This is a genomic window from Brachybacterium sp. AOP3-A1-3, from assembly GCF_052378285.1.
Taxonomy (GTDB): Bacteria; Actinomycetota; Actinomycetes; order Actinomycetales; family Dermabacteraceae; genus Brachybacterium.
In genome coordinates, this window is the sequence record NZ_JBQSXM010000001.1 from 332,713 (window position 1) to 355,936 (window position 23,224).

General features: G+C 69.5%; 19 protein-coding genes and 1 tRNA gene. 9 read left to right on the forward strand and 11 right to left on the reverse strand.

The features are described from left to right. The first annotated feature begins 34 nt into the window (after positions 1-34). Positions 35-1,672, forward strand: coding sequence for a phosphoglucomutase (alpha-D-glucose-1,6-bisphosphate-dependent) (pgm, locus tag ACT3T5_RS01520; RefSeq protein WP_444576554.1), 1,638 nt, complete (start codon positions 35-37; stop codon positions 1,670-1,672). Between the two features lie 608 nt (positions 1,673-2,280). Beyond that, positions 2,281-3,717, forward strand: coding sequence for a hypothetical protein (locus ACT3T5_RS01525; protein WP_444593382.1), 1,437 nt, complete (start codon positions 2,281-2,283; stop codon positions 3,715-3,717). Positions 3,718-3,724: 7 nt separating this feature from the next. On the opposite strand, the gene ACT3T5_RS01530 is transcribed toward ACT3T5_RS01525, so the two are convergent. Continuing rightward, positions 3,725-4,243: an arsenate reductase/protein-tyrosine-phosphatase family protein gene (locus ACT3T5_RS01530; RefSeq protein WP_444576429.1), complete on the reverse strand. Its 519-nt coding sequence runs from the start codon at positions 4,241-4,243 to the stop codon at positions 3,725-3,727. A gap of 171 nt (positions 4,244-4,414) precedes the next feature. On the opposite strand from ACT3T5_RS01530, the gene ACT3T5_RS01535 reads away from it, so the two are divergent. From ACT3T5_RS01535 to ACT3T5_RS01550, 4 genes are all read left to right on the forward strand, one after another. Beyond that, positions 4,415-4,900, forward strand: a complete 486-nt coding sequence (locus ACT3T5_RS01535) for a GNAT family N-acetyltransferase (RefSeq protein ID WP_444576430.1) — start codon at positions 4,415-4,417, stop codon at positions 4,898-4,900. A 135-nt stretch (positions 4,901-5,035) separates the two neighbouring features. After that, complete coding sequence (locus ACT3T5_RS01540; protein ID WP_444576431.1) at positions 5,036-6,022, forward strand: App1 family protein; 987 nt, start codon at positions 5,036-5,038, stop codon at positions 6,020-6,022. After that, on the forward strand, positions 6,019-6,729 hold the full coding sequence (locus ACT3T5_RS01545) for a GNAT family N-acetyltransferase (protein ID WP_444593383.1): 711 nt from the start codon (positions 6,019-6,021) through the stop codon (positions 6,727-6,729). The genes ACT3T5_RS01540 and ACT3T5_RS01545 overlap by 4 nt, the downstream gene beginning before the upstream one ends. A gap of 48 nt (positions 6,730-6,777) precedes the next feature. After that, the gene (locus ACT3T5_RS01550) at positions 6,778-7,794 is read left to right on the forward strand and encodes an aldo/keto reductase (RefSeq protein ID WP_444576433.1); all 1,017 of its coding nucleotides are present in this window, start codon (positions 6,778-6,780) and stop codon (positions 7,792-7,794) included. Between the two features lie 470 nt (positions 7,795-8,264). Here the strand turns inward: ACT3T5_RS01550 and ppc are convergent, their stop codons facing one another. From ppc to ACT3T5_RS01575, 5 genes are all read right to left on the reverse strand, one after another. Beyond that, a complete protein-coding gene (ppc, locus tag ACT3T5_RS01555; RefSeq protein WP_444576434.1) occupies positions 8,265-11,093 on the reverse strand; it encodes a phosphoenolpyruvate carboxylase in 2,829 nt (942 codons plus the stop codon). A 227-nt stretch (positions 11,094-11,320) separates the two neighbouring features. Beyond that, positions 11,321-12,124: an ectoine/hydroxyectoine ABC transporter ATP-binding protein EhuA gene (gene ehuA / locus ACT3T5_RS01560; RefSeq protein ID WP_444576435.1), complete on the reverse strand. Its 804-nt coding sequence runs from the start codon at positions 12,122-12,124 to the stop codon at positions 11,321-11,323. Next, positions 12,117-12,770 carry an ectoine/hydroxyectoine ABC transporter permease subunit EhuD gene (ehuD, locus tag ACT3T5_RS01565; RefSeq protein WP_444576436.1) on the reverse strand — a complete coding sequence of 218 codons (654 nt, stop codon included), beginning with the start codon at positions 12,768-12,770 and terminating at the stop codon, positions 12,117-12,119. Before ehuD ends, ehuA begins: the two co-directional genes overlap by 8 nt. Continuing rightward, the gene (locus tag ACT3T5_RS01570) at positions 12,767-13,546 is read right to left on the reverse strand and encodes an amino acid ABC transporter permease (RefSeq protein ID WP_444593384.1); all 780 of its coding nucleotides are present in this window, start codon (positions 13,544-13,546) and stop codon (positions 12,767-12,769) included. Before ACT3T5_RS01570 ends, ehuD begins: the two co-directional genes overlap by 4 nt. A gap of 85 nt (positions 13,547-13,631) precedes the next feature. Then, a complete protein-coding gene (locus ACT3T5_RS01575; RefSeq protein WP_444576438.1) occupies positions 13,632-14,549 on the reverse strand; it encodes a transporter substrate-binding domain-containing protein in 918 nt (305 codons plus the stop codon). Positions 14,550-14,896: 347 nt separating this feature from the next. Here ACT3T5_RS01575 and ACT3T5_RS01580 point away from each other — a divergent pair, with 347 nt between their 5' ends. After that, positions 14,897-15,697 carry a GntR family transcriptional regulator gene (locus ACT3T5_RS01580; protein WP_444576439.1) on the forward strand — a complete coding sequence of 267 codons (801 nt, stop codon included), beginning with the start codon at positions 14,897-14,899 and terminating at the stop codon, positions 15,695-15,697. A gap of 92 nt (positions 15,698-15,789) precedes the next feature. Here ACT3T5_RS01580 and ACT3T5_RS01585 read toward each other — a convergent pair. The 5 genes from ACT3T5_RS01585 to ACT3T5_RS01605 all read right to left on the reverse strand — a co-directional run bounded on the left by ACT3T5_RS01585 (position 15,790) and on the right by ACT3T5_RS01605 (position 20,280). Next, positions 15,790-15,878 (reverse strand) — tRNA-Ser (locus ACT3T5_RS01585). A gap of 174 nt (positions 15,879-16,052) precedes the next feature. Further along, entirely contained in the window at positions 16,053-16,529 is a 477-nt protein-coding gene (locus ACT3T5_RS01590; protein ID WP_444576440.1) for a peroxiredoxin, read from the reverse strand. A 60-nt stretch (positions 16,530-16,589) separates the two neighbouring features. Further along, positions 16,590-18,338, reverse strand: a complete 1,749-nt coding sequence (locus ACT3T5_RS01595; protein ID WP_444576441.1) for a potassium channel family protein — start codon at positions 18,336-18,338, stop codon at positions 16,590-16,592. Positions 18,339-18,549: 211 nt separating this feature from the next. Continuing rightward, complete coding sequence (locus ACT3T5_RS01600) at positions 18,550-19,221, reverse strand: helix-hairpin-helix domain-containing protein (protein WP_444593385.1); 672 nt, start codon at positions 19,219-19,221, stop codon at positions 18,550-18,552. Positions 19,222-19,230: 9 nt separating this feature from the next. After that, a complete protein-coding gene (locus tag ACT3T5_RS01605) occupies positions 19,231-20,280 on the reverse strand; it encodes a LacI family DNA-binding transcriptional regulator (RefSeq protein ID WP_444593386.1) in 1,050 nt (349 codons plus the stop codon). Positions 20,281-20,492: 212 nt separating this feature from the next. Here ACT3T5_RS01605 and ACT3T5_RS01610 point away from each other — a divergent pair, with 212 nt between their 5' ends. Both ACT3T5_RS01610 and ACT3T5_RS01615 read left to right on the forward strand, forming a co-directional pair. Then, positions 20,493-21,524 carry a zinc-binding alcohol dehydrogenase family protein gene (locus tag ACT3T5_RS01610; RefSeq protein WP_444593387.1) on the forward strand — a complete coding sequence of 344 codons (1,032 nt, stop codon included), beginning with the start codon at positions 20,493-20,495 and terminating at the stop codon, positions 21,522-21,524. 65 nt (positions 21,525-21,589) lie between these two features. Further along, on the forward strand, positions 21,590-23,026 hold the full coding sequence (locus tag ACT3T5_RS01615; RefSeq protein WP_444593388.1) for a tagaturonate epimerase family protein: 1,437 nt from the start codon (positions 21,590-21,592) through the stop codon (positions 23,024-23,026). Positions 23,027-23,224: the final 198 nt, after the last annotated feature.

Here is a 23,224-nt window from a genome sequence, read left to right on the forward strand (position 1 = left end):
CGGCATGCCCACAGCTCAGGATGGAGTGATGATCATGCACCCCCGTGCAGGCCAGAAGGCCCTTCCGGAGGATCTCGTCGATGTCGACGCTCTCCTTGACGCCTATTACGACCTTCATCCAGACCCGTCGGACCCGGACCAGGCCGTCGCCTTCGGCACCTCGGGCCATCGCGGCTCGTCGCTGGACACCGCGTTCAACGAGGACCACATCGCCGCGACCACCCAGGCGATCGTCGAATATCGTGCCGGCCAGGGCATCCGCGGCCCACTGTTCATCGGCCGAGACACCCACGCCCTGTCCCGACCCGCCTTCGACACCGCTCTCGAGGTGCTCGCCGGCAACGACGTCGCGGCGCAGGTCGACGCCCTGGACAGCTACACCCCGACCCCGGCGGTCTCCCACGCGATCCTCGTGCACAACCGCGGTCGCGCCACGAACGATCCCGGCCGGGCCGACGGCATCGTCGTCACCCCCAGCCACAATCCGCCGCGTGACGGCGGCTTCAAGTACAACCCGCCCCACGGCGGCCCGGCGGATTCCGACGCCACCACCTGGATCGCGGATCGCGCCAACGAGCTGCTGGCCGCGGGTCTGAACGGGGTGCGCCGCCATGGCCGGCAGAAGGCCCTGCAGGATGCCGGCCGCTACGACTACCTCCACACGTACGTGAAGGATCTGACCGACGTGGTGGACATCGACGCGATCCGTCGCGCCGGGATCCGGATCGGAGCCGACCCGCTGGGTGGGGCCTCCGTGGACTACTGGGCCGAGATCGGCGAGATGCACGACCTGGATCTCACCGTGGTCAATCCCGAGGTGGATCCGCAGTGGTCGTTCATGACCCTGGACCGCGACGGCAAGATCCGGATGGACTGCTCGAGCCCGTGGGCGATGGCTTCCCTGCTCGAGAAGCGCGACGAGTTCGACATCGCCACCGGCAACGATGCGGACTCCGACCGCCACGGCATCGTCACGCCCGATGGCGGGCTGATGAACCCCAACCACTACCTCGCCACGGCGATCCAGTACCTCTTCGCCCACCGCCCCGAGTGGCCCACCGGGGCGAAGGTCGGCAAGACCGTCGTCTCCTCGAGCCTCATCGACCGGGTCGTGGGGTCGCTGGGCCGCGAGCTGTACGAGGTCCCCGTCGGCTTCAAGTGGTTCGTGCCGGGCCTGATCGACTCGTCGGTCGGCTTCGGCGGCGAGGAGAGTGCGGGAGCGTCGTTCCTGCGCCAGGACGGGTCGGTCTGGACCACGGACAAGGACGGCATCATCATGGCGCTCCTGGCCTCCGAGATGCTCGCGGTCACCGGCCGCTCCCCCAGCGCGCTGCACGCGGAGCTCGTCGAGGAGTTCGGCTCGAGCGCCTATGCCCGCATCGACGCCCCGGCCGACCGTGCACAGAAGGCGAAGCTCAAGGCTCTGAACCCTTCGCAGGTGACGGCCACCGAGCTGGCTGGCGAGCCGATCGTCTCGGCGATCACGGACGCTCCCTCGGGAGGTGCGATCGGCGGCTTGAAGGTCTCCACCGAGTCCGCCTGGTTCGCGGCTCGCCCGTCCGGCACCGAGGACGTCTACAAGATCTATGCCGAGTCGTTCCGCGGCGAGGACCATCTGGCCGAGGTCCAGGAGGCCGCGAAGGCTCTGGTCGACGGCGCACTGGCCGACTGATCCTCTCGGCGCCCCGCCCTCCGGCTGCCACGGCTCCGGAGGGCGGGGCTCCGCGTGGAGGCGCGGCACGCAGCGCGGAGCTGCTGAAAGCGGCACGGAGCGGAGCATGGAGCCGCTGCATGCAATGGCGGACTATCGCGAATCGTGTCGCCCGTCACCGTGCAGGGGAGACGACCTGTCTAAGCGGCCTCGACGAGATCGCCCGGGAGGGACGCCGGCGGGGCGTGGAACCGGCGTTCATCCCGACGGTGTCCGCCCCTCCGGGAGGAATGCCCTCCGCGGTGCCCTCAGGGCTAAATGACCCCTGCGTCATCTGGGCATTCACGGCTCCTCCCCATCGCTCTCGCTCGCCTCGACGCGGAGGCTCTAGCTGGACATTCGGGGTATAGCGCCAGGTCGCTGGTCAAGGAATCACCAAGTCCCGGTCAACATTGCGTGCGTCACGTGGGGGTGTCTCCGTCCACACCCCCTTGCGCCGACCCCCGTCTGCGCTGGAGCATGGAGCCCGAGGGTAAAGGTTCGGTAGGGTAATATGCTTCGTCGAGCCACCCAAGATGACGCCGACCACACCCGTCGGAAGAGCGTCCGAGAGAGGGGGAATTGCGCCTATGCGGTTACGAACACGTCTGTACGCCTGCTCCGCTGCCGTCACTCTCGCCCTCCCCGCGGCCGCCGCCCCCGCCCTCGCCACGCCCCCCGAACTCACCGACCAGGCCGACCGGTCGACCGCCGAATCCGCTGACGGCACAGCCACAGTGCCCGCCGATTCCACACAGGCCCCCGACTCGACACAGACTGCCGAGTCCGAAGAGTCCGCCACCTCCCCCGACGCAACCGCGACCGCGACCGCGACCGACGAGTCCACAGAAACCGACGGCTCCACCGCGTCCGAGAAGCCCGCCGATCCCAACAATGCTGACGAGCCCGCTGAGGGCGCCGGCTCCGGCGAGGGCGCGGACCAGACAACCGGCGGTCCGGCCGACGGCGAGTCCGCATCTGACACCCCCGATCCCGGCAGCGAGGACCCGTCCCAGCCCGCACCGGGCCCGGACGACGAAGCCTCCGACGACGATGATGATCAGAATGCCGGGGATGACCCCGCGGATCCGTCGGACCCGGAAGTAGAACCTCCGGCCGACTGCGCGGGGGTCGTTCTCGTGGTCTCCGACCTCCTGGCGACCGTGCGCGGTGAAGCCGAGGGCTGCGAGGGGTCCGAAGTAACTGAGTCCGATGGCGCAGAGAACACGGATTCGACGACGCCGTCGTTGCCGTCGACTTCAGCTCAAGGGTCAACTCCGCCGCCGCCGCCGACACAGACACCGACACCGACACCGACACCGACGGACGGGGCCACCACGCCCGCGGAGACTCAGACCCCCAGCGGGCCGTCTACGGGCGAGGAGTCGACGGAGCCGCCCGCGACCGAGAAGCCGGGTGGTGGGTCAGACGGCGAGACGAACCCGGCCACCCCGTCGGCCGGGAAGCCTGCCGAACCGGAGAAGCCCACAGAACCGGAGAAGCCAGTCACCCCGGAGAAGCCCGCGGAGACGGAGAAGCCTGCAGAGCTGGAGAAGCCCGCGGAGACGAAGAAGCCGAGCGTCATCGCCCCGCAGGTGAAACCTGACGCCGAGCCCGAGACCCGGTCAACGGCAGAGGCGCCGGAAGCCCCTGCCGCCGACGACGGTGCGACGACCCAGGCCGACGAGACCGAGCAGGCCAGCAGGACCTCCGAGCGCACGTCGCCCGAGACGAGCAGCACCACCGAGGAGACCACCTCGGAGGAGACCACCTCGGAGGCGCCGGCAGCGCCCCCCGAGGACCCCAGCCCGTCTGTGCAGCCTCAGCCGGTCGCGAGCACGCAGGAGGGCGGCCCGATCGTCCAGCTCCTCAACGCCGTGTCCTCGCAGGACCCCGATTCAGCGTTCGGCCGCATGCAACAGGTGCTCGCGATCGCGCTCGGCATCGGCTTCCTGACCACAGCCGGCTTCGCCGGTGCCACCTGGCACAGCCGGCGTACCGCGAGCGCGAGAGCACCCAAGGAATAAGCCGTCGTCAGCGGGCGCTCAGCGCGTCCTGCACACGGGCGATGATCGCGGGCAGGCTGCGCTGCATCTGCACGATGGTGCGATTGAAGGCGCCCTGCCCCTCGTACCAGGGGTCATCCACCGCCATCTCGGTCTCCGGGGTCTCCGCCGGCGTCTCCGGATCGAACCTCCGCCACAGCGCGACCTCCGGGACACTCTTCCCCTCAGGCGCCTGCTCGACCATCCGGCGCAGAGCCTGGGCGTGCTCGATCGTCATCGGGAGCACGAGGTCCCAGGTGAGCAGTTCCGTGAGATGGATGGTCTGCGCCGTGTGCTCGAAGGGCCGCGCATATCCCGCACGGACGAGAGCGAGCTCGGTGCGGTCGTCCATCGGCATCCCCTCGGCCTCCCAGCTGGTGCCGGCGGACCCCACCTCGACACGGTCGGCGAGACCCGCCTCCAGGATCGCCTCGCGCAGCATCACCGCTGCTGCGGGAGACCGGCAGACGTTGCCGGTGCAGACGGTGAGGACACGGAAGGGCGACATCTCCCCATTGTGTCAATGATGCCGAGGTGGCGAGCGCAGAATCGCCAGGCCCCGTACAATACTGAGGGAAGCGCGTGCGGTGCCCACCGTGCCGTTCGCGCATATTCGCCAGGGTAAGGTCACGAGTACAAGATGGCAGTGACCATGCCACGACGGCTCAGGAGGACAGCCATGGCCGAAATCATCCGCGCCCACGACGACGACTGGTCGCTCGTGCGCGAGATCCGTCTCCGGTCTCTCAGCACCGACCCCTCGGCCTTCGGGCAGAGCTGGGAGAAGGAGTCGACCTACGAGGACTCCATCTGGAAGAAGCGCGTTCGTGAGGCCGCGTGGTTCCTCGCGGTCGAAGCAGGCCAGCCGGTCGCGGTCGTGGCAGTTCGCCACGAGGGCGACTCCCCCGCCAACGAGCGTGAGCTCCAGGCGATGTGGGTGCTGCCGAGCGCACGTAAGGGCGGTATCGCCGGAAAGCTCGCCGACGCGGTCTTCGACTGGTCCCGTGAGGACGAGGCGGACACCGTCACGCTGTACGTCGGCCCCAAGAACGAGGTTGCGCAGTCTCTCTACCAGGCCCTCGGATTCGAGGACACCGGGGACCGCTGGGAGATCATCGAAGATGATCCCGACGGTGCCTGGCTGAAAATGGCCCGAGGCCTCTGAGACCAGGTGCCCTCCTCCCGTCGAGCCGCCTCCGGCCTGGCCTCCTCCCGATCCGCGTCCCGCGCGGCCGGTGGAGGTCCGGGCCGGAGGCGTCCTCATTGGTCGGCCCGTTTCGAGGACGTCAAGAACGCCACCGTGGGCAGAGCACTGCAACGGTTGCACTGGGATCTCCGGCTCCAGCCGTTCCACGGATACGGCTCTCCGACGCAGGTCAGGGTGCTGGCGAAGGTCCTCTACGCCTCACCCGGTGCTCCGGCCGACTTCCATGACCAGCCGGTCCACGACATGCGCACCATGGCCGTGCGGGGGTGGCGCAACTTCGCGAGCCAGGTCGCACCCTTCCGCACCGTCACCATCCGGATCGGTGGTCAGCAGTTCAGCGCGCGTGCGGACCGCACCGGGATCGTCGACGTCCAGCTCGACGTCGACCTCGAGCCCGGTCAGCACGAGGCGCTGCTGTGGACGGTCTCCGGCAACGAGGTGGCCGCCGACGTCACCATCTTCGCCCCCGAGGCCACCGTGGGCCTGGTCAGCGACATCGATGACACGGTGATGGTGACGTTGCTGCCGCGCCCGCTGCTGGCCTTCTGGAACGCCTTCGTGGTCCACCAGTCCTCCCGCCAGGTCGTGCCGGGCATGCCGATGCTCTACCAGCGCCTCGCCCGGCAGTACCCCGAGATGCCGGTGCTGTACCTGTCCACGGGCGCCTGGAACGTGTTCCCGGTGCTCAAGAGGTTCCTCTACAAGAACGGGTACCCCGACGGTCCGCTGCTCCTGACCGACTGGGGACCCACGAACACCGGGTTCTTCCGCTCCGGCCGGGAGCACAAGGAACGGGCGCTGCGGCGCCTGGCCGAGACCTTCCCGGAGCATCGCTGGCTCCTGGTCGGCGATGACGGACAGCACGACCCGTCGACCTACGCCGATTTCGCCGCCGAGCGTCCCGAGCTCGTCGAGGCGATCGTGATCCGTCAGCTGACAGAATCCGAGCAGCTGCTCGCCCACGGCACTCTGCGCCCCCTCGAGCGGCGCAGCCACGGAGACCTCACGCCGCTGGTCGTGAGCGCGCCCGATGGCCACACCCTGCTCTCCGCCCTGCAACGCGCCGAGGTGATCCGATGACCGTCCCCAACCCTGTCACCACCCTGACCTCCACGATCGCGATCCGGCCCGCCCGTGAGGACGACGTCGAGCACATCGTCGCGCTGGCACAGGCCGCCTATCGCGGCACCGGCGGCTGGACCACGGAGGCGCACCTGGTCACGGGCACCCGGACGGACTCCACGGAAGTACGCGACATGGTCGCCGATCCGGCCGTCACCCTCCTGGTCGCCGTGCGCACCCCGTCCGGGACCGCGCCGTCCGACGCTGACCCCGGCGCCGAGGGCGAGCAGAGCACTGCCCGCGAGGGCGAGCAGAGCACTGCCCGCGAGGGCGAGCACGGCACCGCCCGCGAGGGCACAGCGGAGGGCGCGGACGAGGGCATCCACGAAGACGAGATCGTCGGGTGCTGCTACACCCGTCGAGAACCGGCCGACGCCGACGGGCTCGTCCGTGCGGAGCTGGGGCTGTTCGCCGTGCATCCGTCGGCCCAGTCCCGCGGGCTCGGGCGCAGCCTCCTCACCGCCCAGAGCGATCACCTGCAGCGCGACGGGGTCGACGTGCTCATGATCCGGGTCCTGCAGTCCCGGCCGGAACTGCACGCCTGGTACGAGCGGCACGGCTTCGTGCGCACCGGCGTGGCCGTGCCCTTCGCGGGCGATCCCGCGGGGCTGCAGATCGCGGGACTGGGCATGGACGTCATGGAGCGTCCTCTCCACGAGCTCTGACCTGCACTCGTCGTCGTGTCATGTGACCGGGGCGACTAAACTGCCGGCATGAGCACCGACGCCTTCACCCCGTCCCCCCATCGCTACGAGAACGTCCCGTATCGGCGGGTGGGCCGTTCCGGGCTGCGCCTGCCCCCGGTCTCGCTGGGCTTCTGGCAGAACTTCGGTGAGGGCCGCGACCTGCAGGTCCTCCGCGCCATCGTGCGCCGTGCCTTCGACCTCGGAGTGACCCACTTCGACCTGGCCAACAACTACGGTCCGCCTCCGGGCAGCGCCGAGACCCATGTGGGCCGGATCCTCGAGCAGGATTTCCGCCACCATCGCGATGAGCTCGTGATCTCCACCAAGGCCGGCTACGGGATGTGGGACGGCCCCTACGGCGACGGTGGCTCGCGGAAGTATCTGCTCAACTCCCTGGACCAGTCCCTGCGACGGATGGGCCTGGGCCACGTCGACATCTTCTACCACCACCGCGAGGACCCCGCGACCCCGCTCGAGGAGACGATGGGGGCGCTCGACCACGCGGTGCGCAGCGGCAGGGCCCTGTACGCCGGGATCTCGAACTACTCCCCCGAGAAGACCCGGGAGGCGACGGAGATCCTCGCCGACCTCGGCACCCCGCTGCTCATCCACCAGCCCTCCTACTCGATGTTCAACCGGCACATCGAGAACGGGCTGCTCGAGACAGTCGAGGACCTGGAGATCGGCCTGGCCGTCTTCTCGCCGCTCCAGCAGGGGCTGCTGACCAACAAGTACATGTCCGAGGTGCCCCACGGATCCCGGGCCAGCGGGACGGGCGGGTCGCTCACCTCGCGTCAGGTCCACGACACGACCTACCAGACCCGCATGCGCGCCCTGACCGAGATCGCCCACGAGCGCGGCCAGAGCCTCGCCCAGCTCGCCCTGTCCTGGGTCCTGCGCCACCAGGCCGTGGCGACCGCACTGGTCGGTGCCTCCTCGGTGCGTCAGCTCGAGCAGAACATCGGCGCCACCGAGAACCTCACCTTCACCCCGGAGGAGCTCACCCGCATCGACGAGTTCGCGGTCGACGGCACCGGTCGCTGAGCCGCCGGGCTGCGCTCCCGAGACGCGCTACCGAGGCGCGCTCCTGGGACGGGCTACCGGGTCCGGGTCTGGTCCCGGATTTCTGAGGTCTACCCGCCACGCTGATCGAGTGCGACGTTGGCGCTGCCCTCGGGCACGAATGACGGCTCCAAGGTCGCACTCGCCGCACGGAAGAGGAGCGACCGACCGGGCCGTGGGGCGCAGCTCACCGTCGGGCGCAGCTCACCGTCGGGCGCAGCTCACCGTCGGGCGCAGCTCACCGTCGGGCGCAGCTCACCGTCGGGCGCAGCTCACCGTCGGGCGCAGCTCACCGTCGGGCGCAGCTCACCGTCGGGCGTAGCTCACCGTCGGGCGCAGCTCGCCGGCACGCACACATCGACGTCGGGCGATGCTCGAGCCGGGTAGCGCACAGGGAAGGGCCCCGACGATCCTCAGGATCGTCGGGGCCCTTCCCTGTGGCACGGGACGGCTCAGCCGGTGTTCTTCAGACCGGCGGCCACACCGTTGATGGTGGTCAGCAGCGCACGCTGCAGCTCCGGGGAGAGCTCCTCACCGCGGGCCGTGGCGGCCCGGGCACGCTGCAGCATCGCGACCTGCATGTAGGAGATCGGATCCAGGTACCGGTCGCGCACGGCGAGCGTGCGCTTGAGCACCGGCTGGTTGTCCAGCAGGTCCAGCACCCCGGTGAGACGCTCGATCTCGGCGACCGACAGCTCGAACTCCGCCTTGATGCGGTCGAACAGCGGCCACAGCCGCTCCGGCACCAGCGAGTGCACGTAGTGCCCGGCTATCGCCATGTCCGTCTTCGCGAGCGTCATCTCGACGTTGCTGATCACGGTGCGGAAGAAGTGCCAGTTGCGCAGCATGTCGTGGAGATCGGGCTCGAGGCCCGCCTCACGAGCGGCCTTCAGACCGGAGCCTGCCCCGAACCAGCCCGGCACGATCTGTCGGGACTGGGTCCAGCCGAAGACCCACGGGATGGCCCGCAGACCGTCCAGGCCCTTCTCGGAGGTCGCGCGCTTGGAGGGGCGCGAGCCGATGTTCAGGTCGCCGAGCTGCTCGACCGGCGTCGAGGTCACGAAGTACTCCGGCAGATCCGGGTCGTCCGCCAGCGTGCGGTAGCGCGCATAGGAGGCGTCGGAGACCTGCTGCATGACCTCGCCGAAGCGTTCCAGCTGCTCGGGCGTCGAGCGCGGCGCGGTATGCAGCGCCGAGCCTTCGAGCACCGCGGCCAGCGACAGGTCCAGGTTCTCCCGGGCCAGCGTGGGCAGCGTGTACTTGTCCGAGATGACCTCACCCTGCTCGGTGAACTTGATCTCGCCCTCGAGCACGCCGTACGGCTGAGCCAGGATCGCGTCGTACGTCGGGCCGCCACCACGGCCGACGGACCCGCCGCGGCCATGGAACAGCCGCAGCGTCACCCCGTGGCGGGCGGCGACATCGCGCAGCAGGCGCTGAGCCTGGTGGATCTCCCACTGGCTCGTGATGACGCCGGAATCCTTGTTGCCGTCGGAGTAGCCGAGCATGACCTCCTGGAGGTCGCCGCGCAGGCGCACGATCTCCCGGTAGGACGGATCGCTGAGCATCTCGTCGAGGATCTCCCCGGCGTGACGCAGCTCGGCGACCTCCTCGAGCAGCGGCGCGAAGCTGATGTCCGACCGGTTCTCGTCGCCACCGGGAAGGGTGACCAGGCCGGCTTCACGGGCGAGCAGGGCGACGGCGAGGATGTCGTCGGCGCCATGCGTCATGGAGACGATGTAGGTCTCGATCGAGGACTGGCCGTACTGCCGGTGCGCGTCCCGGATCTCGCCGAACACCTTGTAGGTGGTGCGGGTGGCGTCGTCGAGGATCGTCTCGTCCTCGGCGAGGGCCGTGCCGACCAGCGGACGGCGGTTCGCGAGCTCCGCGGCCAGCACCTTCGTGCGCTCGTCGCGGCTGAGCTCCGCGTAGGGACGGTCCAGCTCCCCGACCCGGTCGAAGAGACGGGCCAGCACCTCGTGGTGCTTCTCGGAGTGCTCGCGCACGTCGAGGATGGCGAGGTTCAGGCCGGAGCCGGCGAGGACCTGCTGGGCGACAGCGATCGCCCCGTCGGCCGCCCGACGACCGCCGTGGCGGGCCAGGGCTCCGCGCAGCACGGCGAAATCGTCCTGCAGCTCCTCGGAGTCGTAGTAGTCCTTGCCATGCACATGCGGCTCGCTGGTGCGGATCCGCTCACCGGTGGCCTTGAGCTTGCCGCGCATCGTGCCGAGCTTGAGCCGGTAGGGCTCCTGCTCGAACATCCGCTGCTGCACCTCGTCGACCTCGGAGTCGAAGGCGAGATCCGCCTCGATGCTCGCGCGCAGCTCCTCGTCGTCACCGGTCATCTCGCTGGAGATCGACAGGTCGCCGATGAGCTCGGAGACGACGTCGATCGCCAGCTCGACCGCGGTCTCGGCCTGGAGCTGGAGCACCTCACGGGTGACCTCCGCGGTGACGTACGGGTTGCCGTCGCGGTCGCCGCCGATCCAGGACCCGAACCGCAGCGGCACCTGACGCTCGCGCAGGTCGGCGCCATGGGCGCGCAGCTCCTCGCGCAGATCGTCGAGGAACCCCGGCATGGTCTGGCGGTACAGCTGGGTCAGGTAGTAGAGCACGTTGCGCGACTCGTCCTGAGGGGTCGGACGCTGGCGACGCAGCTCGTCCGTCTGCCACAGGGACTCGATGAGCTCGGAGAGCAGATGATCCTGCCGGCGCCGCTCGGTCGTGCCGTCCTCGGTGTCGTTCTCGAGGATGTCCGAGATCTTGCGGAGCTTGGTCAGCACCGCCCGACGGGAGGCCTCGGTGGGATGCGCGGTGAAGATCAGGCGCACGTCGAGCGAGTCGACGGCCTCCTGCAGACCCTCCGGACCCACGGACTCGTGCACGGCCGCGACGGTGCGCGGGACCCACGACTCCGAGGAGGGCCGCTCCTGCAGGGAGCGGACCCGGTAGACCTGCTCGGCCGCATTGGCCAGCAGGAAGTACTGGGCGAAGGCACGGGTCAGCGCCGTCGCCTGTTCGAGCGGGAGCTCGGCGAGACGCTCCTGGACATCTCGGGCCTCGGCCTCGGAGTCCGAGGACTTCGCGTCCTTGGTCAGCTTGCGGACTTGCTCGACGAGATCCAGCATCTCCTGACCATGCTGGTCAGCGAGGGTGCGACCGAGCAGCGTCGAGAGGCGACGGACTGTCGCTCGCAACGGTGCATCGATATGGGGATCATCGCCGACGACGGGGAACTCGCTCGTCAAGGTCGGGACGGCGATGGCGTCGGATTCTGGCACGGGGCCTCCTGGGGTCGGCGGCGCCACACAGCGGCCGCCGACAGCTGGGGCGACCGCCTCGGCGCGGAACGAACGGGCACAGACTATCGCGACGGGACGGGAAGCCCTGCCGCGGACCGGTCTGCGGACGGGACGAGAACAGACAGGACGAGACAAGTCGGGACTGAGGCCGGAGTCAGAGCTGGAGGTCAGAGCATGGGGTCAGAGCTCGAGGTCAGAGCTCGAGGTCAGAGCACGGCGTGCAGGAAGTCCCTGGTGCGCTGGTGGCCGGGGTCGCTGAAGATCTTCTCCGGCGAGCCCTCCTCGACGATCGATCCCTGATCGAACATCATCACCCGGTCCGAGACGTCCCGGGCGAACTGCATCTCGTGGGTCACGATCAGCATCGAGATGTCCGTCTCGGCGGCGATTTCCTTCAGCACCGCGAGCACCTCCCCCACCAGCTCGGGATCCAGCGCCGAGGTGACCTCGTCCAGCAGCAGGATCTCGGGGTCCATCGCCAGCGCGCGGGCGATCGCCACGCGCTGCTGCTGACCACCGGAGAGCTGCGAGGGGTTGAAGTCCCGCTTGTCGCTCATGCCGACCTTCTCCAGCAGGCCCTCGGCCTTGGAAACCGCCTCGGCCTTGGACAGACCCATGACGTGGATGGGCGCCTCGGTGATGTTCTCCAGCACCGTCATGTTCGGGAACAGGTTGAAGTGCTGGAACACCATCCCGATCTGCGTGGTGGTGCGACGGCGGGCCTTGTCCGAGACGCGAACGCGCTTCCCGCCCCGGTCCTCGTACTGCAGGGGGGTCCCCCCGACATGGATGAACCCGTCGGTGAGCTCCTCGAGGGTCATCACCAGGCGCAGGATCGTCGTCTTGCCGGAGCCGGAGGGCCCGATCAGGGTGACGCGCTCCCCCTTCGCGACGGTGAAGTTGAGGTCGTTCAGCACGGTGTTGTCGCCGAACCTCTTGACCACGTCTCGGAACTCGATGTGCGGAGCACCGGTGGCGGATGCCCCCTCGGGGGCGGTGTTCTCAGGCAAGTTTCTTCTCCAGTCGTCGGATCAGAACGGACGTCGGATAGCTCGCGACCAGGAAGATCAGGCCGGCGAGCGTGATCGACTCGGTGTACCGGAAGGTGTCCCCGCCGTAGGTCTGGGCGACGCGCACCATCTCCAGGACGTAGATGAGGGAGAGGAACGGCGTCTCCTTGAACATCGAGATCGCGTAGTTGCCCAGCGACGGCAGGGTGCTGCGGATCGCCTGCGGGATGACGACCGCCCGCCAGGTGCGCAGCAACGGGAGCGACAGCGCGGTGGCCGCCTCCCACTGTCCCTTGGGCACGGAGTCGATGCCGGCGCGGTACACCTCGGCCATATAGGTCGTGTAGTGGATGCCGAGCACCCAGATGCCGATCGCGAGCGTCGAGTCGAGGTAGGGCGAGAGCACCAGGTTCGCGAACACCAGCTGGACCACGAGCGGCGTCATCCGGATGAACTCCACGACCCAGGTCACCGGAGTGCGGATGACGGCTGGCGCGATCCGTCGGATCATCGCCACGACCAGGCCCAGCACCACGGCGATGAGCGTGCCGAGCACGGTCGCCACCAGGGTGTACTTGAAGAAGCCCTCCAACAGCAGGGGCAAGACGGCGGCGGCGTGGTCCCAGGACCACCAGGACTCGTTCATGCCAGTCCTCCCTTCGCCACAGCGGCACTGCCCGGGGAACGCAGCAGGGATCCGAGCGACTTCGACAGCGCCGGGCCCCGGCCGATCTTGTGCTTGGCCCGGACTTCGAGAGCGTTCATGATGATGACGATCACCCAGGCGATGAGGTAGTACGCGACCAGGGCGAACAGGAACGCGAACCACGTGCCGGTCTGATCACGCACCTGCTCCACCCGGAAGTAGAGGTCGTAGAGCAGCACCGTGCTGACGATGGCGCTGCCCTTGAGCAGCTGGATCCACAGGTTCGACAGCGAGGGGATCATCAAGGCCCAGGCCTGCGGGATGATCACGCGGAACATGCCGCGCGCCGGGGAGAGGCTCAGCGCGCTGAGCGCCTCGTACTGCCCCTTGGGCACCGAGCCGATCGAGCCGCGCACCACCTCGGCGCCGTAGGCCCCGTAGTTCAGCCCCAGCGCCAGCACGCCGATGGCGAGGGGGGTGAGCTGCCACCCGAACGGATAGGGCAGCTGCGGCAGCACGAAAGCGAGCCAGAACAGCTGGACCATGAGCGAGGTGCCGCGGAAGAACTCCACGAAGATGCGCGCGAGGATGCGCACAACGGCGACCTTCACGGTCTGAGCGATGCCGAACACGAAGGAGATCACCAGTGCCAGCAGGCCACCGAGCGCGGTGGCCAGCACGGTGGCCTGGACACCTTCCAGGACCTGCGGCATCCGTGCGCCGAGGATCTCGATATTGGGTCCGAGCTGCTCGAAGAAGCCCATCACACCATCCATGGGCGGATCACCTCCTCGACTCGCGCCGCTCCGGCGCGTCCCAGATCGGGGCGCGCCGGAGCGGTATGGACGAGATCGTCAGAGGTCACTGCAGGGACGACAGATCGCCGGAGCACAGGATCTCAGCGGTCATATCCTCCGGGGGGAGCTCTTCCTCGGAGAAGCCGAACTCACCGACGATGGAGAGGTACCGCTCCGGATCGGCGATGATCTCGGCGAGCTTCTCGTTGTACGCGTCCAGCAGCGAGGTGTCCGCCTTGCGGAAGACGGTGCCGCCGGCGCCGACCTGCTTCACCCCGTCGATCTCGGCGACGAAGCTCTCGGTCACCTCGAGGTCGGTGTTGGAGTTGTCGGCCAGCCAGTTCAGGGAGATCGCGGTGAGCGCGAAGGCGTCCGCGTTGCCGCTGGTGACGGCGTCCACGCCGTCCTGCGGGCCGCCGACCTCGATGCTGTCGAGATCGAGGTCCTTCGCGTAGGTGCTCTCGACCGCGCCGCTCATGGTGGCGACGGTGAGACCGGAGTCGACGAAGGAGTCCATGTTCTCGAGGTTCTCGGGGTTGCCCGCGGGCACCATGAGCGCGGTCGTGTACTGGAACTCCGGCTCGCTGAAGGCGGCCTCGGCGCAGCGCTCGGGGAGGATCGACATGCCGGCACTGACCGCGTCGAACTGCTGGGAGTTCAGGCCCGGGATCAGTGAGTTCCAGTCGGTGAGCTTGCCCTCGACCTCGTCGATGCCGAGTTCGCCGAAGATCTCACGGTGCATGGCCACGGTCGCGCCGGTCAGCTCTCCGTTGTCGTCGAAGCTGTAGGGCGCCTCCCCCGCGAAGCCGACGGTGATCTTGCCGGCCTTCTGGAGCTTGGACAGCAGATCGTCGCCGCCACCATCGCTGGAATCGCCACCGCCGCCGGTGCTCGTCTGGCTGCAGGCGGCCAGGCTGCCGCCCAGTGCCGCGGCGGACAGCACGAGGCCGGTCCCTCGGAAGAATGTACGGCGATTGTGCATGGGGAGTTCCCTCTCGCTGAGCGATCGACCGGCCGACGCGCGCTGGCTGCTCGATGCTGAGCTGTCGGACAATCTGATCTCTGGATATCGGATTCCTGTCCACGTTATAGGTGTTGGCCGAGTGGGTCGTACCCCGTCCACGTTTCGTGATGGGGTCGTAACCCGCTCGGAACTCGTCCCGCGTCCGCTCCGGTCCGCGGCCCCGGACCGCGCCTCGGACCACGCCCCGGCGAGGTCCCCGAGTGAATCGAGCGACTGCACCGGTCCTCCCATGCTGACGTGAGGTCTCCCGCGTTCTACGATGACGCGACGCGGAAGTGGACCGCGCAGGAGCAAGGAGAACGGCGATGACCTCTCGTCTGGAACGAGTGCAGCTGCCCATGATGCAGCCGCTGCGTCGGCCCTCGATCATCGATCAGGCCGAGCTCGAGCTGCGCAACGCCATCTACTACGGCGACCTCCGCCCCAGCGACGGGATCCCCGAGGTGCAGGTGTCCCGCCAGATGGGGATCTCCCGCTCGTCCCTGCGCGAGGCCTGCCAGCGCCTGGTGCGCGACGGCCTGCTCACCCAGATCCCCGGTCGCGGCCTGTTCGTCACCCGTATGGACGCCGGGACGATGTCGGACTTCATCGACTACCGCCTCGGGATCGAGATGCAGTCCGCCACGATCGTGGCGGACACGATCAGCACGTTGCGCCGCCGCGGCGGGACGGCGGAGATCGACGCGCTGCTCGCCCCGCTGCGCGCCTCGCTCGAGCGCAGCCGCACGGCTCTCGCGGCCGAGCAGCTCATCGAAGCCGGCAACGCCGACCTCGACCTGCACCAGCAGCTCGCGGAGATCACCCAGAACCGCTTCCTCAGCACCGCGATGAACACCATCGTGATCCTCACCCGGATGGGCAGCTTCTCCGACCCGCTGGGCTTCGGCGTGCGCGCCGACCTCACCTCCACCCATGAAGCCCTGCTGGAGGCGCTCGCCGAGGGCGACGGCTCCCGTGCGCGCGCCCTGCTGCGCGAGTCGCTGCAGGAGCTCGCGGGTCGTCTGCGTGCGGGCGTCGAGTCCGACGTGGTGCGCGATCCCGATCTGCTGGAGAACTCCGGCCCCGAATGGACGACGATCGGCGAGGGCACCGGCGAGAGCCTCTGAGCGTCGGCCCGTCGGCCCGTCGGCCCGTCGGCAGAGCATGGACAAGGCCCCTGTCCCGCGATGTTCTCGCAGTACAGGGGCCTTGCCGTCGGCGGAGACGAGAGGATTTGAACCTCCGAGGCGATTTTTGTCGCCTACTCCCTTAGCAGGGGAGCGCATTCGGCCGCTCTGCCACGTCTCCTGATGCCCGGGTCGAACTGGGCATGCCGGAACAGCATACGGGAGCGCGCGGGGTGCGCCAAAGCGGGAGCGCGCAGATCACGTCACATGTGCCGACCACCACCGTCGGACGGGTGCTCCCGCACGACCTCGCGCCGGCATCGCTCCCCCGGGCAGGCGTGATCCGGAGCCGGGATCAGAGCCCGAGCTTCTCCTGCAGCAGCGCGATGTGCTTCGGGGTGCCCACGCGGTACTTCACGAAGGTCAGCACACCCTCGGCGTCGATCGCGAACGTCGAACGGATCGTGCCCTGGACCTTCTTGCCGTACATGTTCTTCTCGCCCCAGGCGCCGTAGGCCTCCATCACCTGGTGCGATTCGTCGCCCGCGAGGGTGTAGGGCAGCTCCTGCTCCGCCACGAAGCGGTCGAGCTCCGCCACCGGATCCGGGGAGATCCCCACGACGCGGTAGCCGGCGTCGAGGAACATCTGGTGGTTGTCGCGCAGGTCGCAGGCCTGCTTGGTGCACAGAGACGTGTTGGCGGCCGGGTAGAACCACAGCAGCGCCGGGGCGCCGCGCAGCTCGGACAGGCTGATCCGGCCTCCGCCGGCGGTGGGCAGATCGAGATCGGGGGCGATGTCGCCGACGGCGAGCTTCACGGGTGCGGCAGGCATGTCTCTCCTGGAGGGGATGCGGATCGAGGTGGTGGCGGGGGACGACGGCGTCCGACCAGGCTAGCGGGAGACGGCGACCCGTCGGCCCCGGCGACCGCGCCGCAGATACGTCTCCCGGAAGCGTCGCTCGGCGTGGCGATCACCGAGCAGCAGCAGCTTGCCCGGCGCCGAGGGGATCGACTCGGTGTCATAGCTGAGCGTGCCGTCGTCCCCCGCCACGGCCACGATGTGGCAGCCGGTACGACGATGCACCTCGGCATCCCGGACGGAGCGCCACACGAGGGAGGAGGGCCGCGGCACCAGGAACAGCTCATTGCCCTCGGCCACCAGCACACGATGGCTGAGCCCGGCGTGGTTCCACAGATCGGTGGCGCCGATGGTCGCGTACGAGAGGACCCCGTCGGCCCCGGCGCGGTACAGCGTGGCGACGTTGCGCTCGTAGGTCGCGCGCGAGACCACCTGGAGCTCGGGGCGCAGGCGCCGGCAGAACAGGGTGAGGTACACGTTCAGATCGTCATCGCGCGGCGTGACCAGCACGGCCGAGGCGCTCTCGAGCCCGGCCCTGCGCAGGACCCGCTGGTCCGCGGCGTCACCGTCCACGACCGTGTAGTTCGCCGTCCCCTCGAGTGCGGAGTACGAGTTCTCGACCCGGCCCGGCAGCTGCTCGACGATCGTGTTGGGGACTCCCTGGGCGGTGAGCTCGCGGGAGGCCGAACGACCCACCCGGCCGCCGCCGAGGATGATCACCGGGTCCTCGGACTGCTCCAGGACCTGGAACTGCTCGTCGTAGGCGTCGAGCTCGGCGGACTCCCCCGCGAGGATCAGCACCGTCTGCTCGGTGATCGGCAGCTCGGGCTTCAGCGGGCGAAGACGCCCCTTGCGCATGATCGCCAGGATCCTCACGCAGGAGCGGAGCTCCGCGATGGCCTCGCCCAGCGTCTTCCCCACGAGCGAGGTGCCGCGCACCGCGGCCTCGGCGATGAGGGTGTCCCCGAAGCTGCCGATGCGATGGATCCTGCCCGTCGAGCCCAGCACGCGCCCGGCCATCTCCTGGCCCAGCACCGCGCCAAGCTCGAGCACGTGGTCGGAGCCGGCGAGGGAGAGCACGTCCACCGAGACCGGCTTGCTCGCGGTGACCGCGACCGGGACGTCCCCGCAGACCTGACGGACCGTGAAGGCGACGTTCGTGTTCGCGGTGTCGGAGAGCGTCGAGGCGACCATGCGCGCACGGTCCGCCCCGGCGCTGCGATAGGTCTGGGCGGAGTCCAGAGGGCCGACGACCACCTGGCGCCCCTGGTCATGCAGCTGTCCGGCCTCGACCGGATCCTCCACGACGAGCACCGCGGGGACCTCGGAGCGCTCCGCCCGCGCGGCGAACGCCTGGGTGACCGCGTCGGAGCCCACCAGCAGGACATGGTCACGCAGCTGGGCCGGCACCTTGCGGGGCGTGCGGGCCGTGCGCCGTCGATCCAGCCAGGGGGTGACGACGTACTGGATGACGAAGAAGGGCAGCAGCACCAGCATGTAGACGACGCCGCTGAGGAGCACGAGCAGGGAGAACAGCCGGCCCAGGTCCGTCGAGAAGGTGATGTCGCCGTAGCCGAGGGTCGACATCGTGGTGATCGTCCAGTAGATCGCCCCGATCCAGGAATGATCCTCGCCGTCGGCGCCCATCAGGGTCTTGAACACGGTGGCATAGAGGATCACCATGACGGCGCCGATCGCGACGATCAGCAGTCCGGCACGCGATTTCCGGCGCGCGACCGGCACCCGATCAGCGCGTCGGGGCATGCCTCCCGGCAGCTCCATGGATGATCCTCTCGACGACGGTCCGTGGCACCCGGACGAAGCTCGCTCCGGGGCACCTCGCGGAAGCGTAGGCCTGTTGCCCGGTGCATGCCTAACGATCGACCACCGCATGCGGCCCAGGGCACCCTCGCCCGGGGCCCACCGTGGTGAGGACCATCTCCCCGGCAAGCTCCGGATGGCCGCGCACAGCGAGTTCACACGTCGGGGAGGTTCAGCAGGCCGTGGGGTCCGACGCCCAGGCATGCTCGACGAGGTCGCGCAGGACGTCGAGGTCCACGTCCTCGAGCTTCCGGACCCACACGCACGCCGCACCGCGCCGGTGCTTCCCGAGCCGGTCGAGCAGCTCGTCGGACCGCGGGGCGCTCACCAGCCCGTAGAGGGCGAGGTCCGCCGCGCGAGGGCTGAAGCCGAGATGGAAGGTGTCCCCTTCGCGGCCCGAGGCGTACACGTAGTGGGTCTCGCCGTAGCCGATCATGCTCGGACCCCACATGACGGCCTGCTCCCCGGTCGCCTCGCCGAACAGCTCCAGAAGCTGCTGGCCCTCACGACTGCGCCGGGCGCTCAGGCCCGCGACGTACTGGGCCGGGTCGACCGTCGTCGCATGGGTCCTGATGTCCTTCGCGCTGCGCCCGGTGCTGCCGCGGGTGACCGTCGCCCCGCCGCTGCGCGGAGCAGGCGGGTCCACCAGGGATTCGCCGTGCTCCTCGAGGACCTGCTGGAGGCGACGACCGGCCGCGGGGCCGACGCCGTGCAGCCGCGCGAGCTGCGTCCAGTCCGCGCCGACGAGGTCGCCGACGCTGTCCAGTCCCTGCTCGGCCAGGGCGCGGGCGGCCGGCCTGCCGACTCCGGGGACCGCGTCGATCGATGTGCTCAGCTCGCTCATGGCCGCAGGCTACTCGCGAGCGATGGCCTTCGCGGTCGATCCGCGGGGGACGAACTGTGTGGGCAGGCCGATCCGGGCATGCTTCGGGCTCCGGCCGTGGGCATCCTCGTCACCGCTGGCGCCCTGGCTCTCGAGATGGCTCTCGCCGTTGCGGCGGCTGCCGCCGTCGTGGAGCAGGTCGATCGCGGTGACACCCATGTCGTAGCGGGGCACCCGCACAGTGCTGAGCCCCGGGGTCACGAGGGAGGAGAACTCGATGTCGTCCCAGCCCACCACGCTGATCTCCCCGGGCACGTCGACGCCGAAGCTGCGCAGGCGCTCCATCAGAGCCAGCGCCATGAAGTCGTTGTAGACGAGCACCGCGGTGACGTCGGTGAGCAGCACCGCCTCGGCGCCGCTGCGGCCGCCGTCGACGGTGGGTGGGAAGGAGCCGATGTCCGTCCAGTCCATGCCGGCCTCGGTGCAGGTCCGCTCGATCATGGGCCGGCGCACGGCGTCGGATCGGCTCACGCTGGGCCCGCCGACGTACCCGACGTGGCGGTGCCCCATGCGATGGAGGTGGCGGATGGCCGAGGGGATCCCGGGGATCGGATCCGCGAAGACGCCGGGCAGCACCGGGGACACCCGGTTGACGAGGCTGAGCGGGGTGATGTCCGCGGCCTCGCGCAGGGAATCCTCGGTCATCCGGCTCGAGCACAGCACGATCCCGTCGACCTGGGCAGCGAGGGTGCGCACCAGCGGCAGCTCGCCCTCCGGGGCCTCCCCCGCGTCCGTGATCAGCAGCTGGGAGCCGAGCTGGTGGGCACGGGCCTGCGCCCCCTTCAGCACGGCGGGGAAGAAGGGGTTCTCGAGGTCCGGCACGATCACGCCGTAGACCCCGGCGCGGCCGGTGATGAGGGCGCGGGCGCTGCGGTTGGGGCTGTAGCCGAGGTCGGCGGCGGCGGCGAGGACCTTGTCGCGCGAGGTCGTGCCCACGAGCTCCGGTCGCTGGAAGGAGCGCGAGGCGGTCGCGACGGAGACGCCTGCGAGCGCCGCGACGTCCTTGAGGGTCGTGGCCATGCGGCGCCTCCAGGTCGTGGTTCGTGTCGTGGTCGTCGTCGTGGCCGTGGCCGTGGCCGTGGCCGTGGCCACGGTTCGTGCCCACTGCAACTTTTGCAGTCACACGGAATCCTACGGCATAAACACCCCTTCCCCGCAGGCCCAGGGTATGCAATCGTTTACGATGGTCGTGCGCATCCCCGCCCATCACGCAGACCTCGGACAGGAGCACCATGAGAGCACTGCAGGTGACGACCCCCGGCGCCGCCATGGTCGCCGAGATCGACGACCCGATCCCTGCCCCCGGTGAGGCGCTGCTGCGCGTGCTCTACGCCGGGATCTGCGGCTCGGACATCCAGACCTTCCGCGGCACCCAGCCCTTCACGACCTACCCCCGGGTCCCGGGCCACGAGTTCTCGGCCGAGATCGTGGAGATCCGCGCGGCCGACGGCGACAGCGCCGGGCTCCAGGTGGGCGACGTGGTCACCGGTGTCCCGTACTTCCAGGACGGCACCTGCTACTCCTGCCGCCGCGGCCTGATCAACGCCTGCGAGCACAACGAGACCATGGGCGTGCACCGCGACGGAGCCTTCCAGGAGCTGCTCACGATGCCGCTGGACCGCCTGCACCGGGCCGACGGGGTGGACCCTCGCGACCTCGCCCTCGTCGAGCCCTTCTCCATCGGCTATCACGCGGTGCTCCGGGCGGACGTCGGCCCGTCGGACCGTGTGCTCGTGCTCGGAGCCGGAGCGATCGGCCTGCTCACGATGCTCTCCGCCCTCACCCGCGGCGCACAGGTCTGGATCGCGGACGTGGTCCCCTCCCGCCTGGAGCTCGCCGATCGGCTCGGTGCCGCCGGCACGATCGACCTCAGCGGGGCGGAGCTGTCGGAGATCGTCGACGCGGCGACCGACGGTGACGGCTTCGACGTGGTCTGCGAGGCGACCGGGCTGCCGGTCTCCTTCCTGGGTGCGATCGAGGCAGCCGCGATCGGTGCCCGCCTGGCGCTGATCGGCAACGGCACCGCCGAGGTCACGTTCAACCAGTCGCTGCTGATCAAGAAGGAGCTGACCGTGCTCGGCTCGCGCAACAGCCGCGAGGTCTTCCCCACCCTCATCGAGCTGCTGCGTTCCGGCGCGGTCGACGTCTCACCGATCCGCACCCTCGTGGTCCCGTTCACCGAGGCGCGCGGCGCGCTCGAGGCCGCCGCGGCCGGCTCCACGAGCGAGGTCAAGGTGCTCCTGGACCTCGCGGCGAGACCGTGATCCGACCAGTGCCCCCGCCCGACAACCACGACTGCACCATCACCCACCTCTGATCGGAGAACCCCATGACCCTGCGCACCGACTCCCTCGCGGCGAGCATCCGCTACGACGGCTCCGTCCGCTCCCTGCAGCTCGAGGCCTCCGCCGCCGAAGCTCTGTCCGCCTTCGAGGGCGAGGCCTCCGCGGCCGGCGACGGCCACGTGCTCACCGGTCCCCTGACCACGGCGAACGCGAAGGCGCTGCAATCCGCCTTCCCGGCCCTGCGCCCGCAGCTGATCGGCGGCCACCGCACCTCCGTCGGCACCGGCGACCGCACCGGCCTCGCGACCCCGGGCCAGGCCCGCGCCTTCGGCACGCAGGGCGGGAGCGTCATGCCGGTCCTCGCGCAGCAGTCGATCCGTGAGATGGACCGCCTGGGCCGCAGCGCCCGGTCCGTCATGGACGACGCGATCTTCGGGCTCGTCGAGGCGGGCTGGGACAGCGGCTTCGGCGCCGACTGCGACCACATCAAGACCACCGAGGGCATCGACCGCGGCCTCGAGGCCGGGTTCGTCATGTTCACCCTGGACCCGGGCGATCTGGTCGCCGACGTCACCGCCGGAGTCACCGAGGCCGACGCCGCCGCGCTGCCCTGGGACCAGCTCGAGGACACCCTCGAGGACGCGAAGAAGCGCTACGTGGGGATGACGCTGGACGTCGGCCACTCGCAGATCGAGGTCACCGAGCAGGACGTCCTCACCGCGGTCGTGAAGTACGGCCGCGCCGTCGTCGAGTCGATGCGCCTGTACCGCCACGTCACGGAGAACGCGCCGCACGAGGTCGAGGTCGAGTTCGCCGTCGACGAGACGAAGTGGCTGACCACCTTCTTCGAGCACTACTACATGGCCACCGAGCTCACGCGCCTGGGCGCCTCCTGGTTCAGCTTCGCCCCGCGCTATGTGGACGGCTTCGAGAAGGGTCTGGACTTCCTCGGGAACACCGAGGAGCTGCGCCTGAACCTCGAGGCCCACCACGCGATCTCGCAGCAGTTCGGCGGCTACAAGATCTCCCTGCACTCCGGGTCGGACAAGTTCTCGATCTACCCGCTGTGCGTCGAGGCCACCCAGGGCCTCGTGCACCTGAAGACCTCGGGCACCAGCTACCTGTGCGGCGTCGAAGTCGTGGCCGCCCATGATCCGGAGCTGTTCGCCGCCATCTGGGACATCTCCCGCGCCTCCTACGTGAAGGCCCGCGCGAGCTACCAGGTCTCCGCCCACGAGGACCGGACCCCGACATCGCTGACCGGCGTGGACCTGCCCGAGCTGATCCGTTCGGCCGATGCCCGCCAGATCCTGCATGTCGGCTACGGCGACTCGCTCAACGGCACGGATGCCTCGGGCGCCTCGATCCACGACCGCTTCCTCGCCGTGGTCGCCGAGAACCAGGCACAGCACACCGACGTCCTCGCCGCCCACATCGGCCAGCACCTCGCGCCCTTCGCCGCCGCCCCGACGGGGCGCTGACCGGGGGGGGGCGGAGGGGGCGCTGACCAGGCGCTCGCGTGGCGCTGAACAGGCGCTGACTCGGCACTGAGGGGGTGCGCCCCACGCCTGCCCGTCGGCCGGTCCGCCTCTCCGCGCGGGCAGGCCGACGGGCAGGACGTCGCGCAGGCCGACGGGCAGGGCGTCGGGACGGCCGACGGGCAGGCAGATGCCGGGTCC